Origin of the sequence: Maledivibacter halophilus (assembly GCF_900167445.1) — a bacterium.
Lineage (GTDB): Bacteria > Bacillota > Clostridia > Peptostreptococcales > Caminicellaceae > Maledivibacter > Maledivibacter halophilus.
This window is the reverse complement of record NZ_FUZT01000009.1, coordinates 157,792-179,731: the sequence shown is the minus strand read 5'-3', so window position 1 is coordinate 179,731 and position 21,940 is coordinate 157,792. Positions and strand designations below refer to the sequence as shown.

Here is a 21,940-nt window from a genome sequence, read left to right as displayed (position 1 = left end):
CCTCACTATAATTAAATTCAGTTTATAGATATACATTTTTAAATGTCATTTTACCATACTTTTTATACTAATACAATATAATCATTACGGTAATTCCATAGAAAAGAAAATAAAAAATGAGACTCTCTTATATATCAGATGAAACTGAAATAAGAGTCTCATATTAAACCTTTACAAATTAAATATTTACAAAGCTCTGTTATATTTTGGATTTTCTTTCCTATTCCTAAGTAAATCAATAAATGCCTCAAGTCTTGTAAGATATCCTGCTTCTCCAGTCATTTCATCTATAATTAGAGATAGTACGGGAATATTGTTTTCAGCTTGTATACTTGGCATAAGGCTCATTGCAACAATTTCTGGCATACAAGTAAAAGGCATTAGCTGTATAACTCCATCATATCCTTTTTGAGAGTACAATACTGTATTGCCAACTGTCTCTCTGGCATGTCCCCCAATACAGGTTTTTACATAGGGATCTGCTGCATTCCATATTTTCCTTTCATTTGATAGCCCTAAACTTCTATAAAACAACATCTCAGTAATCCATTCTCCAGTGCTAAGGGATTTATGGACTTCTACACCCATTTCATTTAACTTTTTACCGATGTCCAAATTTGAAAAATCTTCTATTACTGTATATATCTCACCAACTATACCAACTTTTAAAACATCTCTATTTTTATCCAGTGGTATTTCATCTATTTCCTTCAAGGCTTTATTGAGATAATATGTCATTTCCTTAGAGCCAGTACTCTTTTCTAATTTTTTAATAAGACCACTATATAAATTGTTAATTTCATTTTTATTAATCTCATATGGCCTATTTTTAAGAACTATCTCCTCAAGCTTATTTAACTTTTTTAATATTACAATTGCATTTTTTAAGCTTTTAGTTATTTTAATAATATTTTTTGTATTTGAAATTTTGCTAACTCTACGGAAAAATTCCTTTTTATCTCCCTGAGGTGCTTCAAGTACAATTATATCAACATCATGGCCTAAATCTTTTAATATCTCCCTTTGAACTTCGGAGTAATAACCAAATCTACAAGGACCGCAGCCCCCTGTTATCACTATTGTATCTGCTCCCTTTTCAATACTTTCTAAATAATTTCCCAAATTTATTTTAAGAGGCAAACATATTAACTCTGGAGCATATTTTGTTCCTAGTTCTAATGTCTTCTTACTGCATCTCGGTGGAATCACCGTTTCTACCCCCAAATCGTCAAACATTGCTTTAATGGGGATATATGTATTCCCTATGTGGGGAAAAGTTATTTTCATTTTTTTTCCTCCATTTAATCATATCTACAAAAGCTTCTATTCTTGTATCTAACCCTGCTTCTCCAGTATGTTCATCTATGGTTAGCATGGTAAAGGGTTTTTTCGAGTTTCTTCTTATTCTTCTTTCAGCAACATCAGCTATAACAGAATCCAACCCACATCCAAAGGACGAAAGGTAAATAATTCCGCAAACTTCTTCATCATCAATTGAATACAAAGCAGTTCCAAGAATCTTTCTTCCAAAACTCCAAAACATCTTCTTATTTAACTCTTTTGCTTTGTGATTAATAACATCTTCATCTAAAGTATCACAAGTTACAACTGAAAGATTGTACTTCCTGAGCTTTTCGACAATATTCATACTTGAATAGGAATCATATATATTATATGGATGTCCTAAAAGTACAACTTTTTCTTTACCCTCATTAATATTTTCTTCATAGTTCTCTCCTTTTAATATATCAATAGGTAATAAACCTTTTTTTATGAGAGACTTATATTCATTATGCTTTTTGAGGGCATTTTCAAAGGCAAATTTGATCCTATTTTTATCCTTGGTAATATAATTTCCTATCTCCATAATTGTCTTATTAAAATTTTTTCTTGACTTTCTATAATCTATTGTAGTATCAATAAACTGAGGCAGCCCCTTAACGGAATATTTTATCATTTCAGGTAGTCCACAAAATTTAGGACAAATATATTCATATTTATTAACACTTACTATTCTCGGCGTAAAAATAAAATCAACTTTGTCCTTTAAATTCAAAACATGCCCGTGGTAAATCTTAACTGGTAAACATGCCTCATCAACAGTATTTTTTACCCCTCTATCAAGAATTTCCTTATTTGTTTTTTCTGATATTATAACCTTGGTACCTAGATTTTCAAAAAAAGATATCCATAATTTACAATATTCATAATAAAGAAGTGCCCTTGGAATACCAACTTTTACAAACATATCCCACCTCCGTAATTTAACTTCTGACCTCTACGCCAGCTTTTCATCTCCACGACTCAACTGGGCATTACTCCATCGGCCGCATTTATCTCCCCATCTTGCAACTAATTTTTCATCTCTATAAAACTCAACTACTTCACACATATTAGGACAGTTATCACATTCAAAGCTTTTTACATTGAATGTACTATCTGCAATATCCAACCCTAAAAATTTAGTTTTACCGGTTTTTTCTACCTCGTCCTTAGCTAAAAGACATGCTCCGATTGACCCCATTACTCCTGCAAACTTGGGGACAATTATTTCACATCCCAATAATTTTTCAAATGCTCTTTTTATTCCTATATTAGCTGCAACTCCCCCTTGGAAAACAACTGGAGGCTTTATATCTTTTCCTTTACCAAGATTATTGAGATAGTTCCTTGCCATTGCTTCACATAACCCATTTATAATATCTTCTTGATTATGTCCAAGCTGCTGTTTATGTATCATGTCTGATTCTGCAAAAACTGCACATCTACCTGCTATCCTTACGGGAGACTTTGATTTTAATGCAAGGCTTCCAAATTCCCGTATTGGAATTCCCAGTCTTTCAGCCTGTCTATCTAAAAAAGACCCAGTTCCAGCTGCGCAAACTGTATTCATAGCAAAATCATATATGATCCCATCTCTAAGTAAAATAATTTTTGAATCCTGTCCACCTATTTCAATAATAGTCTTAACATCGGGTACAATATTTAGAGCCGCCACACCATGGGCCGTTATTTCGTTCTTAACAATATCGGCTCCCAGCATGGTGGCTGCTAGATGTCTTCCACTCCCTGTTGTTCCTAGTCCTGATATAGTCACATCATCTTCTAGTCTATCTTTCATTTGTCTAAGTGCCATTTTCAAAGCTTCTATAGGCTTACCCTTCGTTCTTATATATAAAGTGTCTACTACACTTTTATTTGAATCCATTACAACAATATTAGTACTAACAGACCCCACATCCACTCCTAAATAACATTCTTTCATATTTTTTTCTCCCTTCCATATAAAATTCTCCAAACATAAACAACTTTAAAGTTTAATAAATCTACATTTTAATTATTTGAACAAACAACTCTTCTAGGATATCCTAAAGATGAAAGCAAAAAATTTTTTAAAATTTTCTGCTTTAAATCCACCATCAGTTTAGTATTATTGACAAATAACCAATAAATTATGTCAAATCAATGGAATATTATTGAATTAAATCTACTTTGAAAGATCTAAAACAAGTATTTCAACAGGTAGCAAAGAGGTATTTAAGCTTTTACTATAATATTTGCTAAACATTAATACTGTCTATACAAAATAGTGGTTTTATATATGTGAATTTTTGTAAACTCATCATGCTTTTTCTTTCATAGGTACAATATGCATTCCTTCGTCTTGTTTCCATTCAGCATAGAATATGTCCTTAGCCCTATCAAACCCCTGATTATTTAATTGTATCTGGAGCCATTTTTCATCAAATCCACTATTCTTTAGATTGTCCAATACAATCTCTCCATCAATAATTAATGCAAATGGCAAATATGAAGGTTTTTTAGTTAGCCCTAAATCCTCGATTGTAGGCTGTGTATATTTAGATTTTTTCAAAACACTCATTTTTCCATCAGCTTCTAAAATTCCATACTCAACTTCACGAACTGAAAAAACATCTTTTTGTCTTAGCATATTTAGTAATTCATTAATATCTATCTTATTTTTGTTTAACTCCTTACGATCAATTAATCCCTGCCTAATCACTATAGAAGGATTGCCTTCTAAAAATCCCCTTGTTTTTCTAAATTTCTGTGTGATTAATTCAACTAATACCATAAGAACTCCCCATAATAACAATGTACTTATAATATATAGTAATCCAATTTCTTTATCATATATGGCATTGCCTAAAAGTTCACCCAATACTATGGCAGAAATAAAATCAAAAGGAGTAATCTGACTAATTTGTCTTTTACCAATCATCTTTGTAATAATAAAAAGAGCCATAAAACCTATGACTAATTCCATTACCGTATCTAAATATTTCATTAACATAATCCTCCAAAAATTTTTATTATTTCTTTTCCCTAAATGGAACAATATGTAAGCCCTCATCATATTTCCATTCTGCAAAAAAAATTTCATTTATGTCCTTTATACCACTAGCTTCAAGTTCTTTTCTAAGCCAGCTTTCATCAAATCCACAAGCATTAAGGTTTTCCCATATAATTTCCTTATCCAGTATAAAGGCTACAGGCAAATATACCTCCTTATTAACAATATTTAATTCTTCCTTTGTTGGAGTATCATATTTAGATTTTTTTAATATACTCAGTGATCCATTTGGTTCTAAAATGGCATATTGCACTTCCCTAATTGAAAAAATATCTCTTCCTCTTAGAAGGCTCATAAGTTCATTTATATCTAACATTTCTTTCTTTAACTGATGAAAATCAATTTGTCCATTTCTAATTAAAATTGAAGGATTGCCTTCAAAAAAACTTCTAGTACGTCTGAATTTTTGTGTTATTACTTCTATAATATATATTAAAAATGTCCACATAAAAATTGCATATAAAAATACAAATATATGAATTTCTTTATCATAAACTACATTTCCTAAAAGCTCTCCCAATACCAAAGAAGAAATAAAATCAAAGGGCGTTACCTGACTTATTTGAGTTTTCCCTAATATCTTTGTAATAATTAAAAGTGAAAAAAAACCTAAAATCAATTGAAGGGTTAACTTCCCTATAAATTCTAGCTCCATCTTTTCATCCTTTCATTGGTTATAGTGAAACAAACTCATAGGCTAATTTATACATTATTCCACCATATAAAGTTAAATTATATAAACTTTATATTCTTGTATATCTTTATATTATTGCAATATTTTATAATTTATATAGCATAAAATATTATATAGAATTGAATTTATAAATAAAAGATACTATACTATATACAATGCATTTATAAATCTACATTATTAAATCTATATTTAGGAGGTGTCTTTGATGAAAGGTAATACAAAAAAATTGGTTCTTATGGCAATGTTTATTGCTCTAAGCTTTGTAGGCTCTTATATTAAGATTCCAAGCCCCTTGGGAACAATTGCTTTTGACTCTACTGCCGGTTATTTATCCGGTCTAATTTTGGGAGGAATTACAGGTGGAACAATTGGATTTTTAGGTCATATTTTAACTTCTGCAAGCATTGGTTTTCCCCTTTCATTACCAGTTCATTTAATAGTCGCAATTATGATGTTTATTTCAGTTTATCTATATGGGTTTGTATATAAAAAAACCAATATATTTATAGGTGCCTTTGTTGGAATATTATTAAATGGAATTGTATCCCCCCTCATATTACTTATATTTCCTCAATTTGGATGGCCTTTTTTCCTTGGAATAGCTCCATTTTTATTAATAGGAAGCACCTTAAACGTTATTCTTTCAGCTTTAGTATTCATACCCTTAAAAAACACTTTATTTAATAAACAAAGGAGTTAGAAAATGATTTATAAACATAGAGATGTGAATTTTATCAGCCTCAATGAATCTCAATACTTAGTTATAGCCTGTGATTCATGTGGAGCCATAGGATTAAAAGAAAATGATATTGTAAAGGTTCCATACAATATTACTGGAAAGTATACAACCAGAGTATGTCTTATGGAAATTATATCTATAGGTGCTAAACCTATAGGTATTACCGCTAATATTTCCAATGAGCCTAATCCAACTGGAGATGAAATTTTAAAAGGAGTACAAAATGAAATATCAGAACTAGAATTTAATATTCCAATTACAATAAGTACAGAAAAAAACATGAAAACTTCAATGACTGCTTTAGGTATAACTGGTTTTGGAATTATAAATAAAGATGATATTGTGATAGATAGTATTTACAAGAATAGTTCCATTTATTCTATAGGTATCCCAAGTATTGGAAATGAGGTCTTAGAAAATCAAGGACTTATATGTGATATAAAAATATTAGAGAAGATATTGAAATTAAAAAATATAAAAGAAATTATACCTGTTGGCTCCTCCGGAATAAAGGGTGAGCTAGATAAGCTGTGTAAATATCAAGGTATAGAAATTCAATTTGAAGATAATTTCGAGATAGATATTTATAAATCTGCTGGACCATGTACAACACTAATAGCTATTAGTGAGGGTAAACTAAATAAGGACTTTTCAGTTCCTATAAATTTAATTGGAAAAATTGTTTAATTGAAATACAAACAGCAGCATAAAATTACCCTACTCCTTAAAATAACTTGTTGTGCTAGTTCCTATACCGGAGTTTTTAATATTTCATTTACTAGCACAACAGGTTAGAATAGCTTCTTTATATAACTTCTTCCTTTCTCATTATCTCAAGATTGTCACTAGATATACTTAAATATTCCTTTAAAATTTCCTCTGTATGCTGCCCAAGCACTGGAGCAGAAAACCTTATGTCATCAGAGCACCCACTTATCTTAATAGGAACTCCAGGAATACTTACCCTACCGGCTTTAGGATGCTTTATCTGCTGAATCATTTTTCTCGCAATTACCTGTTCATTATTGACCAACATCTCTATATTATTAATAGGTGCACTAGGAATTCCTTCATTTATCAGGATTTTTTCCCATTCCTTCGTAGTCTTTTTAATTAATTCCTTTTGGATTATTGGCCTTAGATAATCATAATTATTATATCTTAAAAGATTTGTTTTAAACCTTCCATCCTTTTTTAAATCCTCCCTGTTTATTGATGTGCAAAACTTCAACCATAAATTATCGTTTCCTACTGCTATCATTATTTTTCCGTCTTTTGTACTAAAAGGTTCGAAGGGAACAACGGAAGAATGTTTATTACCCATAGGTACTGGAGATTTTCCCGTTGCAAAGTATCTAGAAATAGCATTTTCAAGTACTGCAACCTGGCAGTCCAGCATAGATACATCTACTTTCATTCCTAGCCTGTCAACTTTTCTCTTATTAATTGCTGATAATATCCCTATAGCACCAAAAATCCCAGCAAATATATCTCCTATTGAAGAGCCAACCCTCGTTGGTTCTCCTCCTTCTTGACCTGTAATACTCATTATCCCACCCATGGCCTGAACTACTCCATCATAGGCTGGTCTGCTGCTATAAGGTCCATAATGGCCAAATCCTGATAATCCGGCATAAATAATTTTTTCGTTTACTGATTTTAATGTATCATATCCCAGCCCTAATCTTTCCATCGTTCCGGGCTTAAAGTTTTCAACTACTATATCAACCTTCTTAACTAATTCCTTAATAATATCCTTTCCTTTATCACTTTTTAAATTAACTGTAATACTTTTTTTATTTCTATTTATACTAATAAAATACATGCTCTCATTTTCCACATATGGACCAAATGCCCTTGAATCATCTCCAGTATAGGGCCTTTCAACTTTAATGACTTCGGCTCCCAAATCAGCTAAAATCATTGTACAATATGGGCCTGCCAATACCCTAGTTAAGTCTAAAACCTTAATATTTTCTAATGGCAAATTCATCGCATATCCTCTCCTTTTTAGCATCCGTCTATATATAAGCTTGTTATAATAAAGCGGATTTCCCATAGAAAAATCCGCTTTATTGATCCTCAAATTAAAGAATTATTTTTTTACAATCTTACTTATAAATTCATAATAAACTGTAGACTATTGATTAAAAGCTATTCTGAAATCTGACATTTCTTCTAAAACTTCTGCAACCGCAGTTTGATCTTTAGAACCCAGTCCCTTATTTATAGCAGCATTAAATAATTGATATACAACACTACTAACTGGAGACGGTGTTTTTAATTCATCAGCCAATCCCATATAAAGATTTGCATCCTTATGCATATGGCTCAGGGCAAATATAGTTTTTTCATAGGTACCATTTACCAAATTATCGCCAAATACATCTAAAGTACCACTTTTAGCTACGCTCACCTTAAATACATCGGCAAGGGTTTTAGGGTTAACCCCCGCTTTAACAGCAGTTATAAAGGATTCCACAAGGGATATGGTTGTTACGGCTAACACCATATTATGGCATATTTTTATAGTCTGACCTGAACCAGATTTACCTAAATAGAAAATATTGCCTCCAATAATATTAAAAACTTCCTTTGACTTATCAAAAATCTCCTTATCTCCTCCAACCATAATAGACATAGTAGCATTTTCTGCTCCCATTGGTCCACCACTAACTGGACAATCTAAGTAACCAATTTCCTTTTCCTTACATAGTGCATACAATTCCTTTTCAGTAGAAACGGCTGTAGTACTCATATCACATATAATTGATTGCTCTTTTAATGATTGCAGAGCACCATTTTCTCCACATATAGAATCCTTTACAGCCTGACTTGTTGGTAAACTAGCTAATAAAATTTCAACTACTGCTCCAACTTCCCTTGGAGAATTAAGTACATCAGCTCCCATATTTTTGGATATCTCCTGGGCCTTGGAAGATGGATCGTATACATAAACCTCGTATCCTGATTCTATTAAATTTTTAATCATGCCTCTGCCCATTGCCCCTGCACCTAAAACGCCTATTTTTTTCATGGTTGTTTCCTCCTCTTATTATTTAATAATTTATATAAATCAAGAAATTGCATAATTCTAAATTGGTTGAGTTTCATAATAATTATAGTTTAAAGTTCACTATTACCTCACTTTATTTAATGGAACAGTCTTTTATCCTCCTGCAATATAAGGAATTATTGTAACTTCGTCTCCAAAGTCTAGTTTGTATTTATTGTATTTATCTTCAGGAATATATTTTTTGTTGACTAATATTATAAAGGGTTGATTAAGAAGTATATCATTATAGGATTCTTCTCTAAGTTTAGATATAATTTCCGATATAGTCATACTTTTTTCAATCCAAATATCGTCTCCATTTACTTTTAGCACAATAATTTTAACCTCCGATTAATAGTTCTATAATAAATTAACCCTTTGAAAGCTTAGGTCCAGCAGTATAATTTTCAGGCATGTATTCAATAATTTTCAATTTTTCCAAGGTCTCGGGAAGCGGAATTCCAAATTCACTCCAGCCACGCTGATAAAAATAATCACTTAACATAATATCAATTGCTGGAAGTTCATTTCCATTTACTCCTTCCCCCCGTTTACGGGTCGATATTCTTGTAGGCATTGCCAAATCCTTACGAGTAGTACCACATCTATAGTTATAAAGCCATTTTAAATTATGAATTCTTTCACCCACTTCAGCTATGTCCGTAGGAGTCATATTCCACCCGGTAATCAAATTGATCCACTCAGCATGTTTTGAGATAGGACTTCCTCCTAATACAAGACCAGAAAATTTACATGCTCCCAAAGAATCTGCCATATTCATGGCATTTTGCAATTCTGCCACCCATGAACCTACATTTTCTGGTTTTCCTGGTACCATCTCTTTACTCCACCGAACTGTCTCAATAGCATTAGGTTTGCTATTTGAACTATGGGCTCCTGCCTGATGACATGCTCCCCTTGGAGTGGTAACATATGCAACGGCACTTGAGACATGGGCCCTTGGATCATGGGCAGGCAAATCTAGACCTCTCACATGTACAGCAAAGGCTTCACTATTATTACCAATAGCCTGGGATGCTCTATAGCTTCCTTCTGCAAGAATATCACCAATGTCCCTTCTAAAAACAATTCTTTCAATAAGCTCTATCATCATATCAGAATCTCCCCATCTGAGTTCAAGTCCCTGGGTTTCATTTTTCGTAATATATCCATACTCAAAGGCTTCTATGGCCCAAGCTATTGTGCTTCCACAGGAAATGGTATCTATGCCATATCTATTACATAATTCATTCCCATATTGAACAGCTTGTGGATCTGTAATTAATAAATTAGCTCCCAGCATTCCAAGGGTTTCATATTCTGGTCCACCAGTTTTTATGCTGGCATATTTCCCTTCTTTAACATGTACAGTAATACCACAGCCAAGGATACACTGGCTGCAAAAATATGGTTTTATCTCCATTTTCCTTTCTATAGCAGATGCTGATAATTCATTCATCCCTTCATAAGCTCCAAGCTGCCAATTTTTAATAGGTAAATCTCCGGTAGCTAAAGAACCTGCATATGCAAAGGGAGTTCCATACTTCCTAAAGGGATGCTCCTTCAAGTCCTTACCTAACTTCTTTGAAATATTTTTTATATCTTCAATCAGTTCTTCTTCATATAGAATATTGGATTTTTTACTGCCATATACAACCAAAGCCTTTAGATTTTTTGAACCCATAACTGCTCCCATTCCTGATCTCCCTATACATCTAGCTTCTGGTCCATCATTCATAATTGATGCATACTTTACAAGATTTTCTCCTCCCTGACCTATACATGACACTACAGCCTTGCTTCCATATTTCTTCTGAAGTTTTTCTGAGGTTATAAAGGTATCTAATCCCCACAGTTCCTTTGCATCTTCTATTTGAGCAACGCCATCAATTATTGATAAAAATACTGGCTTTTCTGCTCTTCCTTTAATAATAACTCCATCATAGCCTGCTTTTTTTAGCATCGGACCAAAGGTTCCTCCACTATTTCCCTCACCAAATCCTTCAGTTAATGGAGATTTAGAAATAACCTGATACCTCCCTCCTAATAAACACCTGGTGTTATTAAAAAATCCCGATGCAAATATCAATACATTATCTGGTCCAAGGGGTTTTGTTTCAGGTCCTGTTTCTTCATAAAGAATTTTAGTCCCCAATGCAGATGATCCTAAAAACTTCTTTAAAACTTCCTCTTCAAAGATCTGATCCTTTAAAACTCCAGAAGTTAAATCAACCCCCAGCCATTTACCCTGATATCCGTAGATAATATTATTTACTTTATTTTTATCTACCATATTAATCCCTCTCCCTCTTTAAATTAGTTAAAACAGATAATAAATTTTATTATTTAAGAAACTTGCATAATTGAGCAAATTGGAGTTGTGCAATTTCCTCAATTAAAATTATTAATTTTAAAATACTAATTGAGAACTTTTTATGGCAGGAATGGGAAAAGTGAAAATAAAGCTACTGCCACTATGGAACCTACAAAGGGTGTCACAACTGTTAACCAAAATATGAGTCCATAAGCATCTTTATGGGTTTCATTGCATAGACCATTAGTAACTGTTACAATATAGCCATTATGCGGCAAGGAATCCAATGCCGCTGAGGATATTGTCATTGTTCTGTGAATTGCACCTGCCACTGCACCCTTTGCCAAATAAACAGGAGCCAATAAAGGAGCAGCAATTCCCAGTCCTCCTGAAGCTGAACCAGTTATTCCAGCTATAACCGTAGTTCCTACAGCCACACCTACATAATCCGGTCCAGGTATATTAACCATAGAATCTACTATTGATGGAAAAGCTAAAGAAGCCTTTACAACAGCCCCAAATCCAACAACAGAACAAGTGTTAGTGATAGAAACAATAGATATTTTGCTTGCTTCTCCAATATTGTGAAGTATTTTATTATTATCCTGATATTTATTTAAGAAAATTAATACCAGCATAGATCCAATAAAAACTCCTGCCTCAATCGGTACTATGGCTTTACCATCTATCTTTACATTAATCAATAATATAGTTAGAATTAGAGGAAGCAAAGCCAATAACCCGCTTGGATAATCTGCATCTTCATGGAATATGTCCATAGGTTTAGCCACAAAAGTCTCTCCATTTTTCATTGCTTTATTCACAACTATAATTAAAATGATTGAACCCATTAATAAAATAAATGCAATAATAATTCCTATTAAGCTTATAAATTCTGATCCTGCCATATACTAACCCCCCTCAAGTAAATTTTTTAAAAATATATTTCAGCAATGCTTTATATTAATCATAACTTTACATAAAGCAAAACACTTGCCAAGGCTATTAATCGTTATTATTTTATCATTCCATATAATGGAATAAGACTAAAAAAATAAAACCTTTATAAGGCTTTTTGCCTAATATATGATTTAATAAAATCACTTTTTAATCTAAATTTAATTTTAAAATTCCTCTCAAAATCAGATTTAATGATTTATTATTAACGAAATTTTCTGAAAATAACAAGTGGTATATGTAGATAAATTTATAATATGTAGAAAAATATATACACTTTGCATATATTCTTTACTTCATCTAGTTTTATTTTGAAAAAACAGCAGGGAAGTGTAGAAAAATTTCTACACTTCCCTGCTGTTTTTTATAACACATAGGAAATTATAAACTTATTTTTACATGTATTGTGCTATTTTTCCAAGTTATAGCTATGCAATTTCCTCAATTGCTAAACTAACCTTTTACTATCCTGGAAATTTTAATATTAAATCTATCCATCTTTTTGTAAAGAGTAGTCCTATGAATTCCTAAATCATATGCTGTCTTTGTTGCATTATAATTATTTTCAATTAAAGTTTCTAAAATAATATCTCTTTCAAACTCACTTAAAATTCGATTTAAAGAACCGCCATTTACTGTAGTATTTTCATCAACACTACAAGTTAATAGATTTGACGGGAGATTTTTAACGCCTATATAATTATTTTCAGCTAATACATACGCACTTTCAACTACATTTTTAAGTTCCCTTATATTCCCCTGCCACTTATGGTTAGCAAGAACTTCCTTTGCTCTTTGTGTTATTATTACATCTGTTTTATATTTTTTATTCAGATCCTGTAAAAAATAATTAACAAATAACATTATATCTTCTTTTCTTTTCCTTAAAGGAGGTATTTTTATATTTATAACATTAAGACGATAGTATAAATCCTCTCTAAATTTCTTTTCCCTAACCATTTGCCATAAATCCTTATTTGTTGCAGCTATTATTCTTACATCAATATCTATGGGAGAATATCCACCAATTTTTTCTATTTTATTTTCCTGAAGTACTCTTAAAAGCTTAGCTTGCATATGAAGTGGCATATCACCTATTTCATCTAAAAATAGTGTTCCTTTATGGGCAAGCTGAAATTTCCCTTTTTTCCCACCTCGTTTTGCTCCAGTAAAAGAACCTTCTTCATATCCAAACAATTCCGATTCCAGTAAATTTCCAGGTATTGCGGCACAATTTACACTAATTAGAGGATTGCTCTTTCTATATGAGGCATTATGAATTCCATTGGCAAATACTTCTTTTCCAGTTCCAGTTTCTCCACTAATTAATACTGGCAAATCACTTCCAGCAGCTTTTCTTGCTAGTTTTCTTGACTCCATAAATATTTTACTTTGTCCTATAATAGAATTCAAATCAAAGGTACTTTCTCTCAACCTTTGTAACTCAGCTTTATAGTATTTAAGTTCCTTATCCTGTTTTAAAAGCTGTTTTGTCAATTTAAGGGTATTCATTCTAAATTTAACTTGAGCCACAGCAGCTATTACTTTCCCCTTTTCTTTTACTGGAGATCTTGTAACAAATATAAATTTATCCCCTTTATATTGCTGCCCATCCACCAGTTCATGTATAGTATCAATTTCCTTCATACCAGTCTTAGCTATTTCAAGCATTTTAGTGTTTTTTATAAACTCTCCAATATTCCGTCCAATAGCCTTTTTCTTAGTTGTACCTAAGAAATTACAATAGGCTGTATTTATTTCTAATATTGTACCATCTGTAGATGTTACAACAAAGCCGTCTTCGGTCATATCTAGAATCTCTTCAAAAATTAATTTATAATGGTTTAAATCATTGATCTGGACTATATTATACATTTTATCATCCCCATTATATGAAAATTCAGATTTTTTACCCTATACTATAAATGGGTATATAACTAGTTATTAACTAATAACTATCTAAAAAAAGAACTCGGTATTAAGTTCAACATCTTTAAAAAATAAATTTATTTAAACTAATAAAATTCTTTTAATATAACATAATCATCCCATTTTAAATTTGTATAGAGTTTATTGAGTATATATTTACATGTGAATAATTATAGTATAATATAATTGTAATAATTGATACAAATTATATTTTAAAAACCTCGGTATCGAATATTAAAATCAAAGATTTAAAAATTACATAAGAAGATTATATAAATTTTCCATAGCAAAACTTAATTTGTACATATAAAAATATCCAATGCTTCTGGGGCTTTTCGATATATATAATTTAACTATTTTGCTGGAATATTTATAGTAATTTATCAAACAATTCCCTTCTAGGCGATGGAATCACTACTTTATTTACAAGCATTCCAGTATCATTAGCCACCTTTACACCTGCCTTAACGGCTTCTTGAACTGCACTTACATCTCCTGTTAGTGTAACAAAGGCCTTTCCACCTATTGCAAAGCCTAATCTTACTTCAATTAAATCCACAGAGGCTGCCTTAGCTGCTGCATCAGCGGCCACAATAGATGTGGCAACACTAAAAAATTCTAATACCCCCAATGAGCAAAGCTCATTTATAAATGTAGTTCCATTTATTGCACTTATCAGCTGTGGATGTATACTTGGAAGGATTAATTTATCCACAACAAATTCCTTTCCCTTTTCTGTACCTACTTCTACCGCGGCCTTAACTGCTCCCACATCTCCCGAGATAAGAACAATATATTTACCTGGGCATATTGAATTAGCCCTTATCAATTCAACTTCAGCAGCCTTAATCATATTATCGGCCACTTCTATTCCCTTAGCTATACTATTTAATTCTAATAAACCTATTGTTCTTATCATAAAATCACCTCATTTTCTTCACTTTTAATAACTATATTTTCTCCAACTTCATATACTATTCCATTAATACTAGAATGGATATTAGCACCAAAATCACCCATATCCACCTTTCCAATTATTTGTCCCCTTGACACCCTATCTCCAACCTTTATCACGGGACTTGCTGGTTTACCAATATGCTGATTTAAGGGAATTTTAACCTCAAGGGCTTCTATATCATAGGGGCCATTAATTTTTTCTCCTATATATTCTGTTAAATCTATCCTTGAAATCAACCTTGAAACAGGTATTTTTCTATATTCCCTGATTTCCTTTGCTGTAGTTTTTATATCTTGCTTTTTATATCTAACTTTATTTTTCCTAAACTCATTTTTTAAATATACATTTATTGTCCTAGGGGATAAGCCCATTGGACAAGCATATAATTCACATATTCCACATTCGCAGCATATCAAGGCCTCTTTTAAAACCTCCTGATTTATTTCCGAAAAGCTTACCGCCCTCATTATTCTATGGGGTCTAAGTCTATGGCCTATTAAATATCTTGGACATAGGTCTGTACACATAGAGCACTGAATACAAGCACTTTTAGCCCTATTGACTATATGCTTTATAGGCGCTTCTTTTCTTTTAACAATATAATGATTCTGTGGAACCAATATAATTCCTCCAAGGGTTTTAGTTATTACTTCATTTTTCACTTCACATCTATTAATAATTTTTCCCATCATAGGCCCACCTAATATTACACTATAATCCTCAATTTTTGCTCCTCCAGCACCCTCAATACATTTATCTATACTTATTCCTATGGGTACCTTGATAATAGATGGTTTTTTAACTTCTCCGATTATGCTAACATATTTATAGGTTACGGACTTATCATTAATAGCTTCATATATATTCATCATAGTTCCAGCATTAGATACAACTACACCTACATCTAGGGGAATTCCACCTGCTGGTATAGACCGTTTTGTGACCTCATATACTAATATTTGTTCATCCCCAGCAGGATAGAAATTATCTAAAAGAAAAAGCTCTACCCTTGAATCTAAATCTTCTATAGCCTTCTTCAGTTCCTTAATTTCTTCTTTATATTTCCTTTTAAGCCCTATAATTAATTTTTTAGCCTTTATATGATTCCCTACTTCTTCCATAGCTCTTACTATTTTACGGCTATGGGCTCTCATTAAAAATTTATCTGTTTCTAAAAGGGGCTCACATTCAGCTCCATTTACAATTAAAATTTCAGCCTCTGAATTTAGCTTTATATGGGTAGGAAATCCTGCACCTCCAGCTCCAATAACTCCTGCTTCAAATATCCTTTGAATCAAATCCATATATTTCTTACCCCCTTAAGCTATACTTTGATTTCCCTATTTATTTCTACTTCATCAATAATTCCCACAACCGTTGCATCTATTGGAGCTTCTTTTTTATGAATCGCCTTTCTTGCAGAACTCCCCATTACAATTAAAACAGTTTCACCTATACCTGCACCAATACTATCTACTGCCACAAAGGTTTTTAAATCTTCATTAGTATAATAATTAATTGGCTTAATAACCAGTAATTTAAAGCCATTTAGTAATTCCTCTTTTCTGGTGGCCCATACATTTCCTACAACCTTTCCAATAATCATATTAATCTTCCTTTCTAGAAGGATTTTCTCTTAAACTATTCTATTTATATCTAATATTAATTTTATTAGATTTTATATAATCTACTGCAAGGGGTGTTATTATTGATTTCTTATTAATACAAATGTTTTTATATCCTATGTTATAGGCATTGTAAATATCCTTTTCAATAATAACCTTCTTATTTAACAGAGCCTCATCTAAATTTTCTTTCAAACCATCTAATTTCTTTGAAAAATTTTTTGTCTCTTTTTCTTTAAAAATCATATAAAGATTTTCTCTTTTTACTACTGATATACCAAATTTCATTATTTTTTCTTGGTATTCCTCGAAGATCCTAAAAAAATTTAAATTAGACCTTTCCTTAAATTTTTTATATTCAATTCCATCTTCTATAGCTATAATTTTTTTCCCTCTTAAAATTCCTTCTATTATAAACCTAGAAATATTACTTTTTTCAATTCCTAGGGCTATACCAGCTAGATCCTTATTAGACAAATTAGGAGCTATAATGTATTTAAATGAATCCAACTCCTCAATACAGGATTCATTTAAAAATTTAACCTTAGTTTTTTTAAAATATACGTCAGCATAATTTTCTTTATTTGAACTATTATCTAAAATCAACAGCTTCTTACTCCGTACTATATCCATATAATTTTCTGATTCCTTTATTCTTTTTAATACCTCCTGGGCTATGATCTTGCTTAGATTATCCACCATCACTTTACCACATCCTTATTTCAATCCATAGAAATACTTTGAAGAATTATCTCTCCAAATATACCTTCCTTATAATCGGCTGCATTGGCTTCATCAAAATCTATATGCATACTTAGTTTATATCTACTGCTTACCCTAACTAAAACATCTTCAAAAACAATAGGCCTTTCACTTTTAACCCTTATCTTTACCAATTGTTTATCTGTAATAGCAAATTTTTCTGCATCCCTTGGAGTCATGTGAATATGCCTTTTAGCTATAATTACTGATTCTTTAGCTTCTATAACTACTTTTCCAGCCATTATGAATAAAGAATCACTATCCTTTAATTTTCCAGATTCTCTAATTGGAGGATCGATTCCTAATATTCTTGCATCTGTCTTTGAAATTTCCACCTGGGTCTTTTCCCTTGCCGGTCCTAATATTGCTACTCCCTTTATTACTCCCTTAGGTCCTATTAATGTAACCCTCTCCTTGTATTGGAACTGTCCTGGTTGAGATAAATCCTTTTTCTTTGACATTTTATATTCCTTGCCAAAAAGCTTTTCCATATGATTTTGACTTAGATGTACATGCCTTGCCGATGCTTCTATAGGTATTGTCATATTATAGTCCACCCTATCCATTACCCTTTTTACAATTTCCTTTATTAATGCTTCCTCCAAAGTATCAACCCCTCTTACTTATATAAGCCTGCTTTATACTTACACATAAGTATATAAATGCAGCTGCTTAATCTATTTAATCCCCTTATTATATCGATTCTGCTAATTTCTAAATTTTTTTTAAATGCATTTACTGCTGTAAGTTCTGCTTCTCTAACACTACATCTTAAGGTGTTAAGGCCTATTAATACTTTTCCCATCTTGTAATTTGGTAATATATGGTCTATATCAAAATGTTTTTTAGGATTATGGGACATTTCCCTGAGCTCTTCTTGATTTAGTCCTATAAGCTTTTTCCTACATAACTCTTCCTCTAAAACTTCAGACTTTAGAATTTCCCTGATATAATTTAAAACTTCCTCAAGTTCCTCTACAAGCCTATTTATATTTTGAGAATCCAATAAAATTTGAAGCTCCATTATTTGAGATTGAAGGCTGTCTAGCTTTCCTCTAAATATTATTCTGGGATCATCCTTAAAAACCAATTTATTTCCGTATATTTGGGTCATATATTCTGGCTTTTTTTCAAAAACTCCTCCTAAATAATAGGAAATATATTTAGGAATAATTTTTTTGTTGGAAATATCTAAATCCTCATCCCTTTGTAAATCATCTTCTATTATCAGCTCAATCCCTCTATCCTTTAAATATTGTTTTGCTAAAGGGGTTATAATAACATTTTTAGTTATAAAATATTTGTCAAAGGATTTTTCCTTAAGTTTTCTGCGAAGTATATCTTCAGTTAATACCTTCATTTCCCCCACTCCCTTTAATTGTAAACAAACATCCTACTCTAGAGAATTTACAGCTTTAAGTAATAAGTTCTAAGCCTTAAAATCATTTTATCTAATAGAAATTTATTTAATAAAAAAAGCTCAATAAATCCCTTATATTAAGAACAACCATCAAAATAACTTCAACCTTAGAACTTACACCATAAGCTATAATCTAATAGAAATTTATCCCTCAGTTTTAGGAAGTACTAATTCAACTTCACTATGGGGTCTTGGAATAACATGAACAGATATTAATTCTCCTACCCTTTCTGCTGCCGCTGCACCTGCATCGGTAGCAGCCTTTACTGCTCCAACATCCCCTCTAACCATTACTGTTACCAGTCCTCCACCTACATGTACCTTTCCAATAAGTGTCACATTTGCTGCCTTTACCATTGCATCTGCTGCTTCAACAGAACCTACTAATCCTTTTGTTTCAACCATTCCAAGTGCATTCATATTTGCCATTTATAATTCCTCCTTTATTTTAATTATTCTTTTTCAATTCTTCCATAACCACTTTACATATAGTTTCTATGTCTACATTATTTATGTCATTTATAAAATTTTCTTTTTCTTCTTTTCCATTTATCCCTAGGTCATCTATACCATAGGCCATTCTTCTTATATTTATTAAATGATTAGGCTCTACATTATCGGAAGTAGCACTACCTCCAGCAGCTCCACAGCCTAAGGTAAATGAAGGCGCAAGATTTGTACTAAGTCCAATTGCCCCCTGGGTTGATGGAGTATTGACTAAAAATCTTGAAACTGGCTTCCTTAATGCAAACTCCCTAATAATTTCCTCATCCTTTGAATGAATGGCTAGGGAATGGCCTTTTCCTCCATTTTCAAGGAGAGCAAAGCATAAATCACAGGCTGTTTTCCAGTTTTCTACTGTGTAAAATCCAAGGAGTGTCGTTAGCTTTTCCTTAGAAAAGGGATATTCTTTTCCAACCCCCTTTTCCTCACAAATTAAAACCCTAGTTCCTTGAGGAATATCTATACCAGCAATACTTGCTATATCCTGAGCTGATTTCCCAACTATTTTAGGATTCATACCTCCATTTGGCCTTTCCATAACCTTTTTTACCCTTTTTAATTTATCACCGGTTAGAAAATATCCTCCATGGCTAATTAACTCTTCTTTAACTTTATCTGCCACAACCTCTTCCGTAACAATAGCTTGTTCTGAAGCACACACAGTGCCATTATCAAAGGTTTTACTAGCAAAAATCATTTCTACGGCTTGACTTATATCTGCACTTTTTTCTATAAATACTGGCACATTTCCAGGCCCTACACCAAGGGCTGGGGTCCCAGAGCTGTAGGCTGCCTTAACCATTCCTGATCCACCGGTTGCAAGTATTAGGGCTACATCCTCATTTTTCATAAGCTCCTCTGTACCTTCTATAGTAGGTATAGACATACAGCTTATAAGTCCCTTTGGTGCACCAAATTCTACTGCTTCTTTGTTTAATATCTCTACAGTTTTCAATATGCAATTAAGTGCATTGGGATGGGGACTAAATATAATAGAATTACCAGATTTTAATGCTATTAGGGTTTTATATATAACCGTAGATGTAGGATTTGTTGAAGGTATAAGTCCTGCAATAACCCCTACCGGAGTACCTATTTCAACTATTTTCCTTTCTTTATCCTCATTAATAATTCCAATTGTCTTCATATCCTTAATATATTCATATACATTTTTACTGGCTATTTTGTTCTTTATAAGTTTATCCTCCCACTTACCAAAACCTGTTTCCTTAGAAGCCATCTTTGCCAAGGCCTCTGCTTCCCTTAAAGACGCCTTTGATAACTTATAAACTAATTTATCAATAAAGTTCCTGCTGGATTTGGCGAATTCTCTTTGGGCGGTTTTTGCCATTGTAATTAGATTTCTTACTTCTTGAATAGATCTTAAATCCTTATCTTTAATCAATATCTACCCCTCCTGGCCTTTTAAATAATTTTTTATTGCTTTTATAAGTTCTATTTTCTTGGCAAATTTTATTTTCTTTTTGTCCATTTGAAAATCATCTATTTGTCTAGCTATTTTCCTAAGCTCCACAACCTTGAACTTGTTTAATTTATTACAATTTTCACTTGATATAATAATATCCTCAAAATTAATTCCTTTTTTCTCTACTATTTTTTCAAGATCATTTTTATTGCTTCTTTCTCTTTTTTCATTGGAATATATTATTTTTTCTAGGCCTATGGCTGTTTTAGATATAACATCTACTGATACTACCCTTCCCATTCTATTCACTGCAGCTGCCCCGATATCTACAGATACCTTTACAGAGCTTACCTCTCCGCAAATCTTTAAAGTTACAAATCCTCCCCCTACTAGCTCCAATCCAATTATTTTTACATCAGCTGCTTTAAGACATACATCAGCAGCTTCTAACGCTAGAACATATCCATAGGTCTCTATTAGCCCTAGGGCTTTATTAGTCATATTCTTCATCCTCTTAATACTTCTTTGGATTATCTGCTACAAATTTTACAGCTTTAGAGAAGGCTTCACAAGCAGCTTTACATGCTGATTGGCTTCCTGAAAGAAGACCTCCACCAAAATTCGTTTCTGTAGGGGGACCAAAAAACTTCGCAACTTTAACATCGGCAGTTTTTAATGCAGCATCTAATCCATAAATTGCTTCTATTGGAGGTGCAATGAGATAAGCTAAAGCCTTACCTTCATTTATTCCTGCCATCTGGGATAGATATGATCCAGTCCTTGATATGCAGTGGGAATAGTACACTATTGAATCATCATCATTGGCACTATAAAAGCATCCTCCATTTTCTATAAATTCTACTGCCGCATTCAAACCGCTTTTAACAGCTGCTGGATCTGGCCCCGACAATATACCTATAAACTCTCCTGCCAGCTTTGTATTTGCATTAGCTGCTCCAGCATACAATGATTTTGCATATATGACCTTTACATAGGCCTTTTTAGTGGCTTCATCAAGGGCAGTATATCCAACATCATCACAATCTGTAGTAATCATCCCTATACTTCTATGACCAGTCCCAAGATTTAATTTCTCAGCCATATCCTGAGCTACATTGGGTATTAATTTCACACTTAGTACCTTATTAGGTAATGGATCATCTCTCATAGTTAAACCTCCAC

At 32.3% G+C, this 21,940-nt stretch carries 23 protein-coding genes; 2 read left to right on the top strand and 21 right to left on the bottom strand.

Annotated features, from left to right (window positions below):
* Positions 1-186: 186 nt before the first annotated feature.
* From B5X81_RS17600 to B5X81_RS17580, 5 genes are all read right to left on the bottom strand, one after another.
* Positions 187-1,287, bottom strand: coding sequence for a 2-hydroxyacyl-CoA dehydratase (locus B5X81_RS17600; protein ID WP_079493507.1), 1,101 nt, complete (start codon positions 1,285-1,287; stop codon positions 187-189).
* Entirely contained in the window at positions 1,241-2,248 is a 1,008-nt protein-coding gene (locus B5X81_RS17595; protein WP_079493506.1) for an acyl-CoA dehydratase activase-related protein, read from the bottom strand. Before B5X81_RS17595 ends, B5X81_RS17600 begins: the two co-directional genes overlap by 47 nt.
* 30 nt (positions 2,249-2,278) lie before the next feature.
* Positions 2,279-3,265 (bottom strand): acyl-CoA dehydratase activase, encoded by a 987-nt coding sequence (locus B5X81_RS17590; protein ID WP_079493504.1) that lies wholly within the window; start codon positions 3,263-3,265, stop codon positions 2,279-2,281.
* A gap of 357 nt (positions 3,266-3,622) precedes the next feature.
* Positions 3,623-4,309, bottom strand: a complete 687-nt coding sequence (locus B5X81_RS17585; RefSeq protein ID WP_079493503.1) for a DUF421 domain-containing protein — start codon at positions 4,307-4,309, stop codon at positions 3,623-3,625.
* A gap of 25 nt (positions 4,310-4,334) precedes the next feature.
* Positions 4,335-5,030 carry a DUF421 domain-containing protein gene (locus B5X81_RS17580; protein ID WP_079493501.1) on the bottom strand — a complete coding sequence of 232 codons (696 nt, stop codon included), beginning with the start codon at positions 5,028-5,030 and terminating at the stop codon, positions 4,335-4,337.
* A gap of 244 nt (positions 5,031-5,274) precedes the next feature.
* Here B5X81_RS17580 and B5X81_RS17575 point away from each other — a divergent pair, with 244 nt between their 5' ends.
* On the top strand, positions 5,275-5,769 hold the full coding sequence (locus tag B5X81_RS17575; protein WP_079493500.1) for an ECF transporter S component: 495 nt from the start codon (positions 5,275-5,277) through the stop codon (positions 5,767-5,769).
* Between the two features lie 3 nt (positions 5,770-5,772).
* The gene (locus B5X81_RS17570) at positions 5,773-6,495 is read left to right on the top strand and encodes a hypothetical protein (protein WP_079493498.1); all 723 of its coding nucleotides are present in this window, start codon (positions 5,773-5,775) and stop codon (positions 6,493-6,495) included.
* Between the two features lie 118 nt (positions 6,496-6,613).
* Here B5X81_RS17570 and B5X81_RS17565 read toward each other — a convergent pair whose 3' ends face one another.
* The 16 genes from B5X81_RS17565 to eutL all read right to left on the bottom strand — a co-directional run bounded on the left by B5X81_RS17565 (position 6,614) and on the right by eutL (position 21,926).
* Positions 6,614-7,801 (bottom strand): CaiB/BaiF CoA transferase family protein, encoded by a 1,188-nt coding sequence (locus B5X81_RS17565; protein WP_079493497.1) that lies wholly within the window; start codon positions 7,799-7,801, stop codon positions 6,614-6,616.
* A 147-nt stretch (positions 7,802-7,948) separates the two neighbouring features.
* Complete coding sequence (locus B5X81_RS17560) at positions 7,949-8,845, bottom strand: NAD(P)-dependent oxidoreductase (protein WP_079493495.1); 897 nt, start codon at positions 8,843-8,845, stop codon at positions 7,949-7,951.
* A 132-nt stretch (positions 8,846-8,977) separates the two neighbouring features.
* Positions 8,978-9,196 carry a MoaD/ThiS family protein gene (locus tag B5X81_RS17555; RefSeq protein ID WP_079493494.1) on the bottom strand — a complete coding sequence of 73 codons (219 nt, stop codon included), beginning with the start codon at positions 9,194-9,196 and terminating at the stop codon, positions 8,978-8,980.
* 37 nt (positions 9,197-9,233) lie between these two features.
* Positions 9,234-11,156 (bottom strand): aldehyde ferredoxin oxidoreductase family protein, encoded by a 1,923-nt coding sequence (locus B5X81_RS17550; RefSeq protein WP_079493492.1) that lies wholly within the window; start codon positions 11,154-11,156, stop codon positions 9,234-9,236.
* Between the two features lie 140 nt (positions 11,157-11,296).
* Positions 11,297-12,085, bottom strand: coding sequence for a GntP family permease (locus B5X81_RS17545; RefSeq protein ID WP_079493491.1), 789 nt, complete (start codon positions 12,083-12,085; stop codon positions 11,297-11,299).
* Positions 12,086-12,587: 502 nt separating this feature from the next.
* On the bottom strand, positions 12,588-14,009 hold the full coding sequence (locus B5X81_RS17540; RefSeq protein WP_079493490.1) for a sigma-54 interaction domain-containing protein: 1,422 nt from the start codon (positions 14,007-14,009) through the stop codon (positions 12,588-12,590).
* Between the two features lie 424 nt (positions 14,010-14,433).
* Positions 14,434-14,982: a BMC domain-containing protein gene (locus B5X81_RS17535; RefSeq protein ID WP_079493488.1), complete on the bottom strand. Its 549-nt coding sequence runs from the start codon at positions 14,980-14,982 to the stop codon at positions 14,434-14,436.
* Positions 14,979-16,325: a 4Fe-4S dicluster domain-containing protein gene (locus tag B5X81_RS17530; RefSeq protein WP_079493487.1), complete on the bottom strand. Its 1,347-nt coding sequence runs from the start codon at positions 16,323-16,325 to the stop codon at positions 14,979-14,981. The genes B5X81_RS17535 and B5X81_RS17530 overlap by 4 nt, the downstream gene beginning before the upstream one ends.
* 20 nt (positions 16,326-16,345) lie before the next feature.
* Entirely contained in the window at positions 16,346-16,627 is a 282-nt protein-coding gene (locus tag B5X81_RS17525) for a EutN/CcmL family microcompartment protein (protein ID WP_079493485.1), read from the bottom strand.
* Between the two features lie 40 nt (positions 16,628-16,667).
* Entirely contained in the window at positions 16,668-17,351 is a 684-nt protein-coding gene (locus B5X81_RS17520) for a hypothetical protein (protein ID WP_079493484.1), read from the bottom strand.
* 17 nt (positions 17,352-17,368) lie between these two features.
* A complete protein-coding gene (gene pduL, locus B5X81_RS17515; protein ID WP_244282145.1) occupies positions 17,369-18,013 on the bottom strand; it encodes a phosphate propanoyltransferase in 645 nt (214 codons plus the stop codon).
* Between the two features lie 14 nt (positions 18,014-18,027).
* Positions 18,028-18,768 carry a hypothetical protein gene (locus B5X81_RS17510; RefSeq protein WP_079493482.1) on the bottom strand — a complete coding sequence of 247 codons (741 nt, stop codon included), beginning with the start codon at positions 18,766-18,768 and terminating at the stop codon, positions 18,028-18,030.
* A gap of 204 nt (positions 18,769-18,972) precedes the next feature.
* A complete protein-coding gene (locus B5X81_RS17505) occupies positions 18,973-19,257 on the bottom strand; it encodes a BMC domain-containing protein (protein WP_079493481.1) in 285 nt (94 codons plus the stop codon).
* Positions 19,258-19,276: 19 nt separating this feature from the next.
* Positions 19,277-20,737: an acetaldehyde dehydrogenase (acetylating) gene (locus tag B5X81_RS17500; protein WP_330397406.1), complete on the bottom strand. Its 1,461-nt coding sequence runs from the start codon at positions 20,735-20,737 to the stop codon at positions 19,277-19,279.
* Positions 20,738-20,740: 3 nt separating this feature from the next.
* Complete coding sequence (locus B5X81_RS17495) at positions 20,741-21,259, bottom strand: BMC domain-containing protein (RefSeq protein ID WP_079493478.1); 519 nt, start codon at positions 21,257-21,259, stop codon at positions 20,741-20,743.
* 13 nt (positions 21,260-21,272) lie between these two features.
* Complete coding sequence (gene eutL / locus B5X81_RS17490) at positions 21,273-21,926, bottom strand: ethanolamine utilization microcompartment protein EutL (RefSeq protein WP_079493476.1); 654 nt, start codon at positions 21,924-21,926, stop codon at positions 21,273-21,275.
* Positions 21,927-21,940: the final 14 nt, after the last annotated feature.

Coding starts and splice junctions, on each gene's coding strand:
- B5X81_RS17550 (WP_079493492.1), bottom strand. CDS start 11,156: ATGGTAGATAAAAATAAAGTAAATAATATTATCTACGGATATCAGGGT.
- B5X81_RS17590 (WP_079493504.1), bottom strand. CDS start 3,265: ATGAAAGAATGTTATTTAGGAGTGGATGTGGGGTCTGTTAGTACTAAT.
- B5X81_RS17505 (WP_079493481.1), bottom strand. CDS start 19,257: ATGGCAAATATGAATGCACTTGGAATGGTTGAAACAAAAGGATTAGTA.
- B5X81_RS17585 (WP_079493503.1), bottom strand. CDS start 4,309: ATGAAATATTTAGATACGGTAATGGAATTAGTCATAGGTTTTATGGCT.
- B5X81_RS17595 (WP_079493506.1), bottom strand. CDS start 2,248: ATGTTTGTAAAAGTTGGTATTCCAAGGGCACTTCTTTATTATGAATAT.
- B5X81_RS17525 (WP_079493485.1), bottom strand. CDS start 16,627: ATGATTATTGGAAAGGTTGTAGGAAATGTATGGGCCACCAGAAAAGAG.
- B5X81_RS17510 (WP_079493482.1), bottom strand. CDS start 18,768: ATGAAGGTATTAACTGAAGATATACTTCGCAGAAAACTTAAGGAAAAA.
- B5X81_RS17570 (WP_079493498.1), top strand. CDS start 5,773: ATGATTTATAAACATAGAGATGTGAATTTTATCAGCCTCAATGAATCT.
- B5X81_RS17580 (WP_079493501.1), bottom strand. CDS start 5,030: ATGGAGCTAGAATTTATAGGGAAGTTAACCCTTCAATTGATTTTAGGT.
- B5X81_RS17560 (WP_079493495.1), bottom strand. CDS start 8,845: ATGAAAAAAATAGGCGTTTTAGGTGCAGGGGCAATGGGCAGAGGCATG.
- B5X81_RS17565 (WP_079493497.1), bottom strand. CDS start 7,801: ATGAATTTGCCATTAGAAAATATTAAGGTTTTAGACTTAACTAGGGTA.
- eutL (WP_079493476.1), bottom strand. CDS start 21,926: ATGAGAGATGATCCATTACCTAATAAGGTACTAAGTGTGAAATTAATA.
- B5X81_RS17535 (WP_079493488.1), bottom strand. CDS start 14,982: ATGATAAGAACAATAGGTTTATTAGAATTAAATAGTATAGCTAAGGGA.
- B5X81_RS17545 (WP_079493491.1), bottom strand. CDS start 12,085: ATGGCAGGATCAGAATTTATAAGCTTAATAGGAATTATTATTGCATTT.
- B5X81_RS17530 (WP_079493487.1), bottom strand. CDS start 16,325: ATGGATTTGATTCAAAGGATATTTGAAGCAGGAGTTATTGGAGCTGGA.
- B5X81_RS17600 (WP_079493507.1), bottom strand. CDS start 1,287: ATGAAAATAACTTTTCCCCACATAGGGAATACATATATCCCCATTAAA.
- B5X81_RS17495 (WP_079493478.1), bottom strand. CDS start 21,259: ATGACTAATAAAGCCCTAGGGCTAATAGAGACCTATGGATATGTTCTA.
- B5X81_RS17575 (WP_079493500.1), top strand. CDS start 5,275: ATGAAAGGTAATACAAAAAAATTGGTTCTTATGGCAATGTTTATTGCT.
- B5X81_RS17540 (WP_079493490.1), bottom strand. CDS start 14,009: ATGTATAATATAGTCCAGATCAATGATTTAAACCATTATAAATTAATT.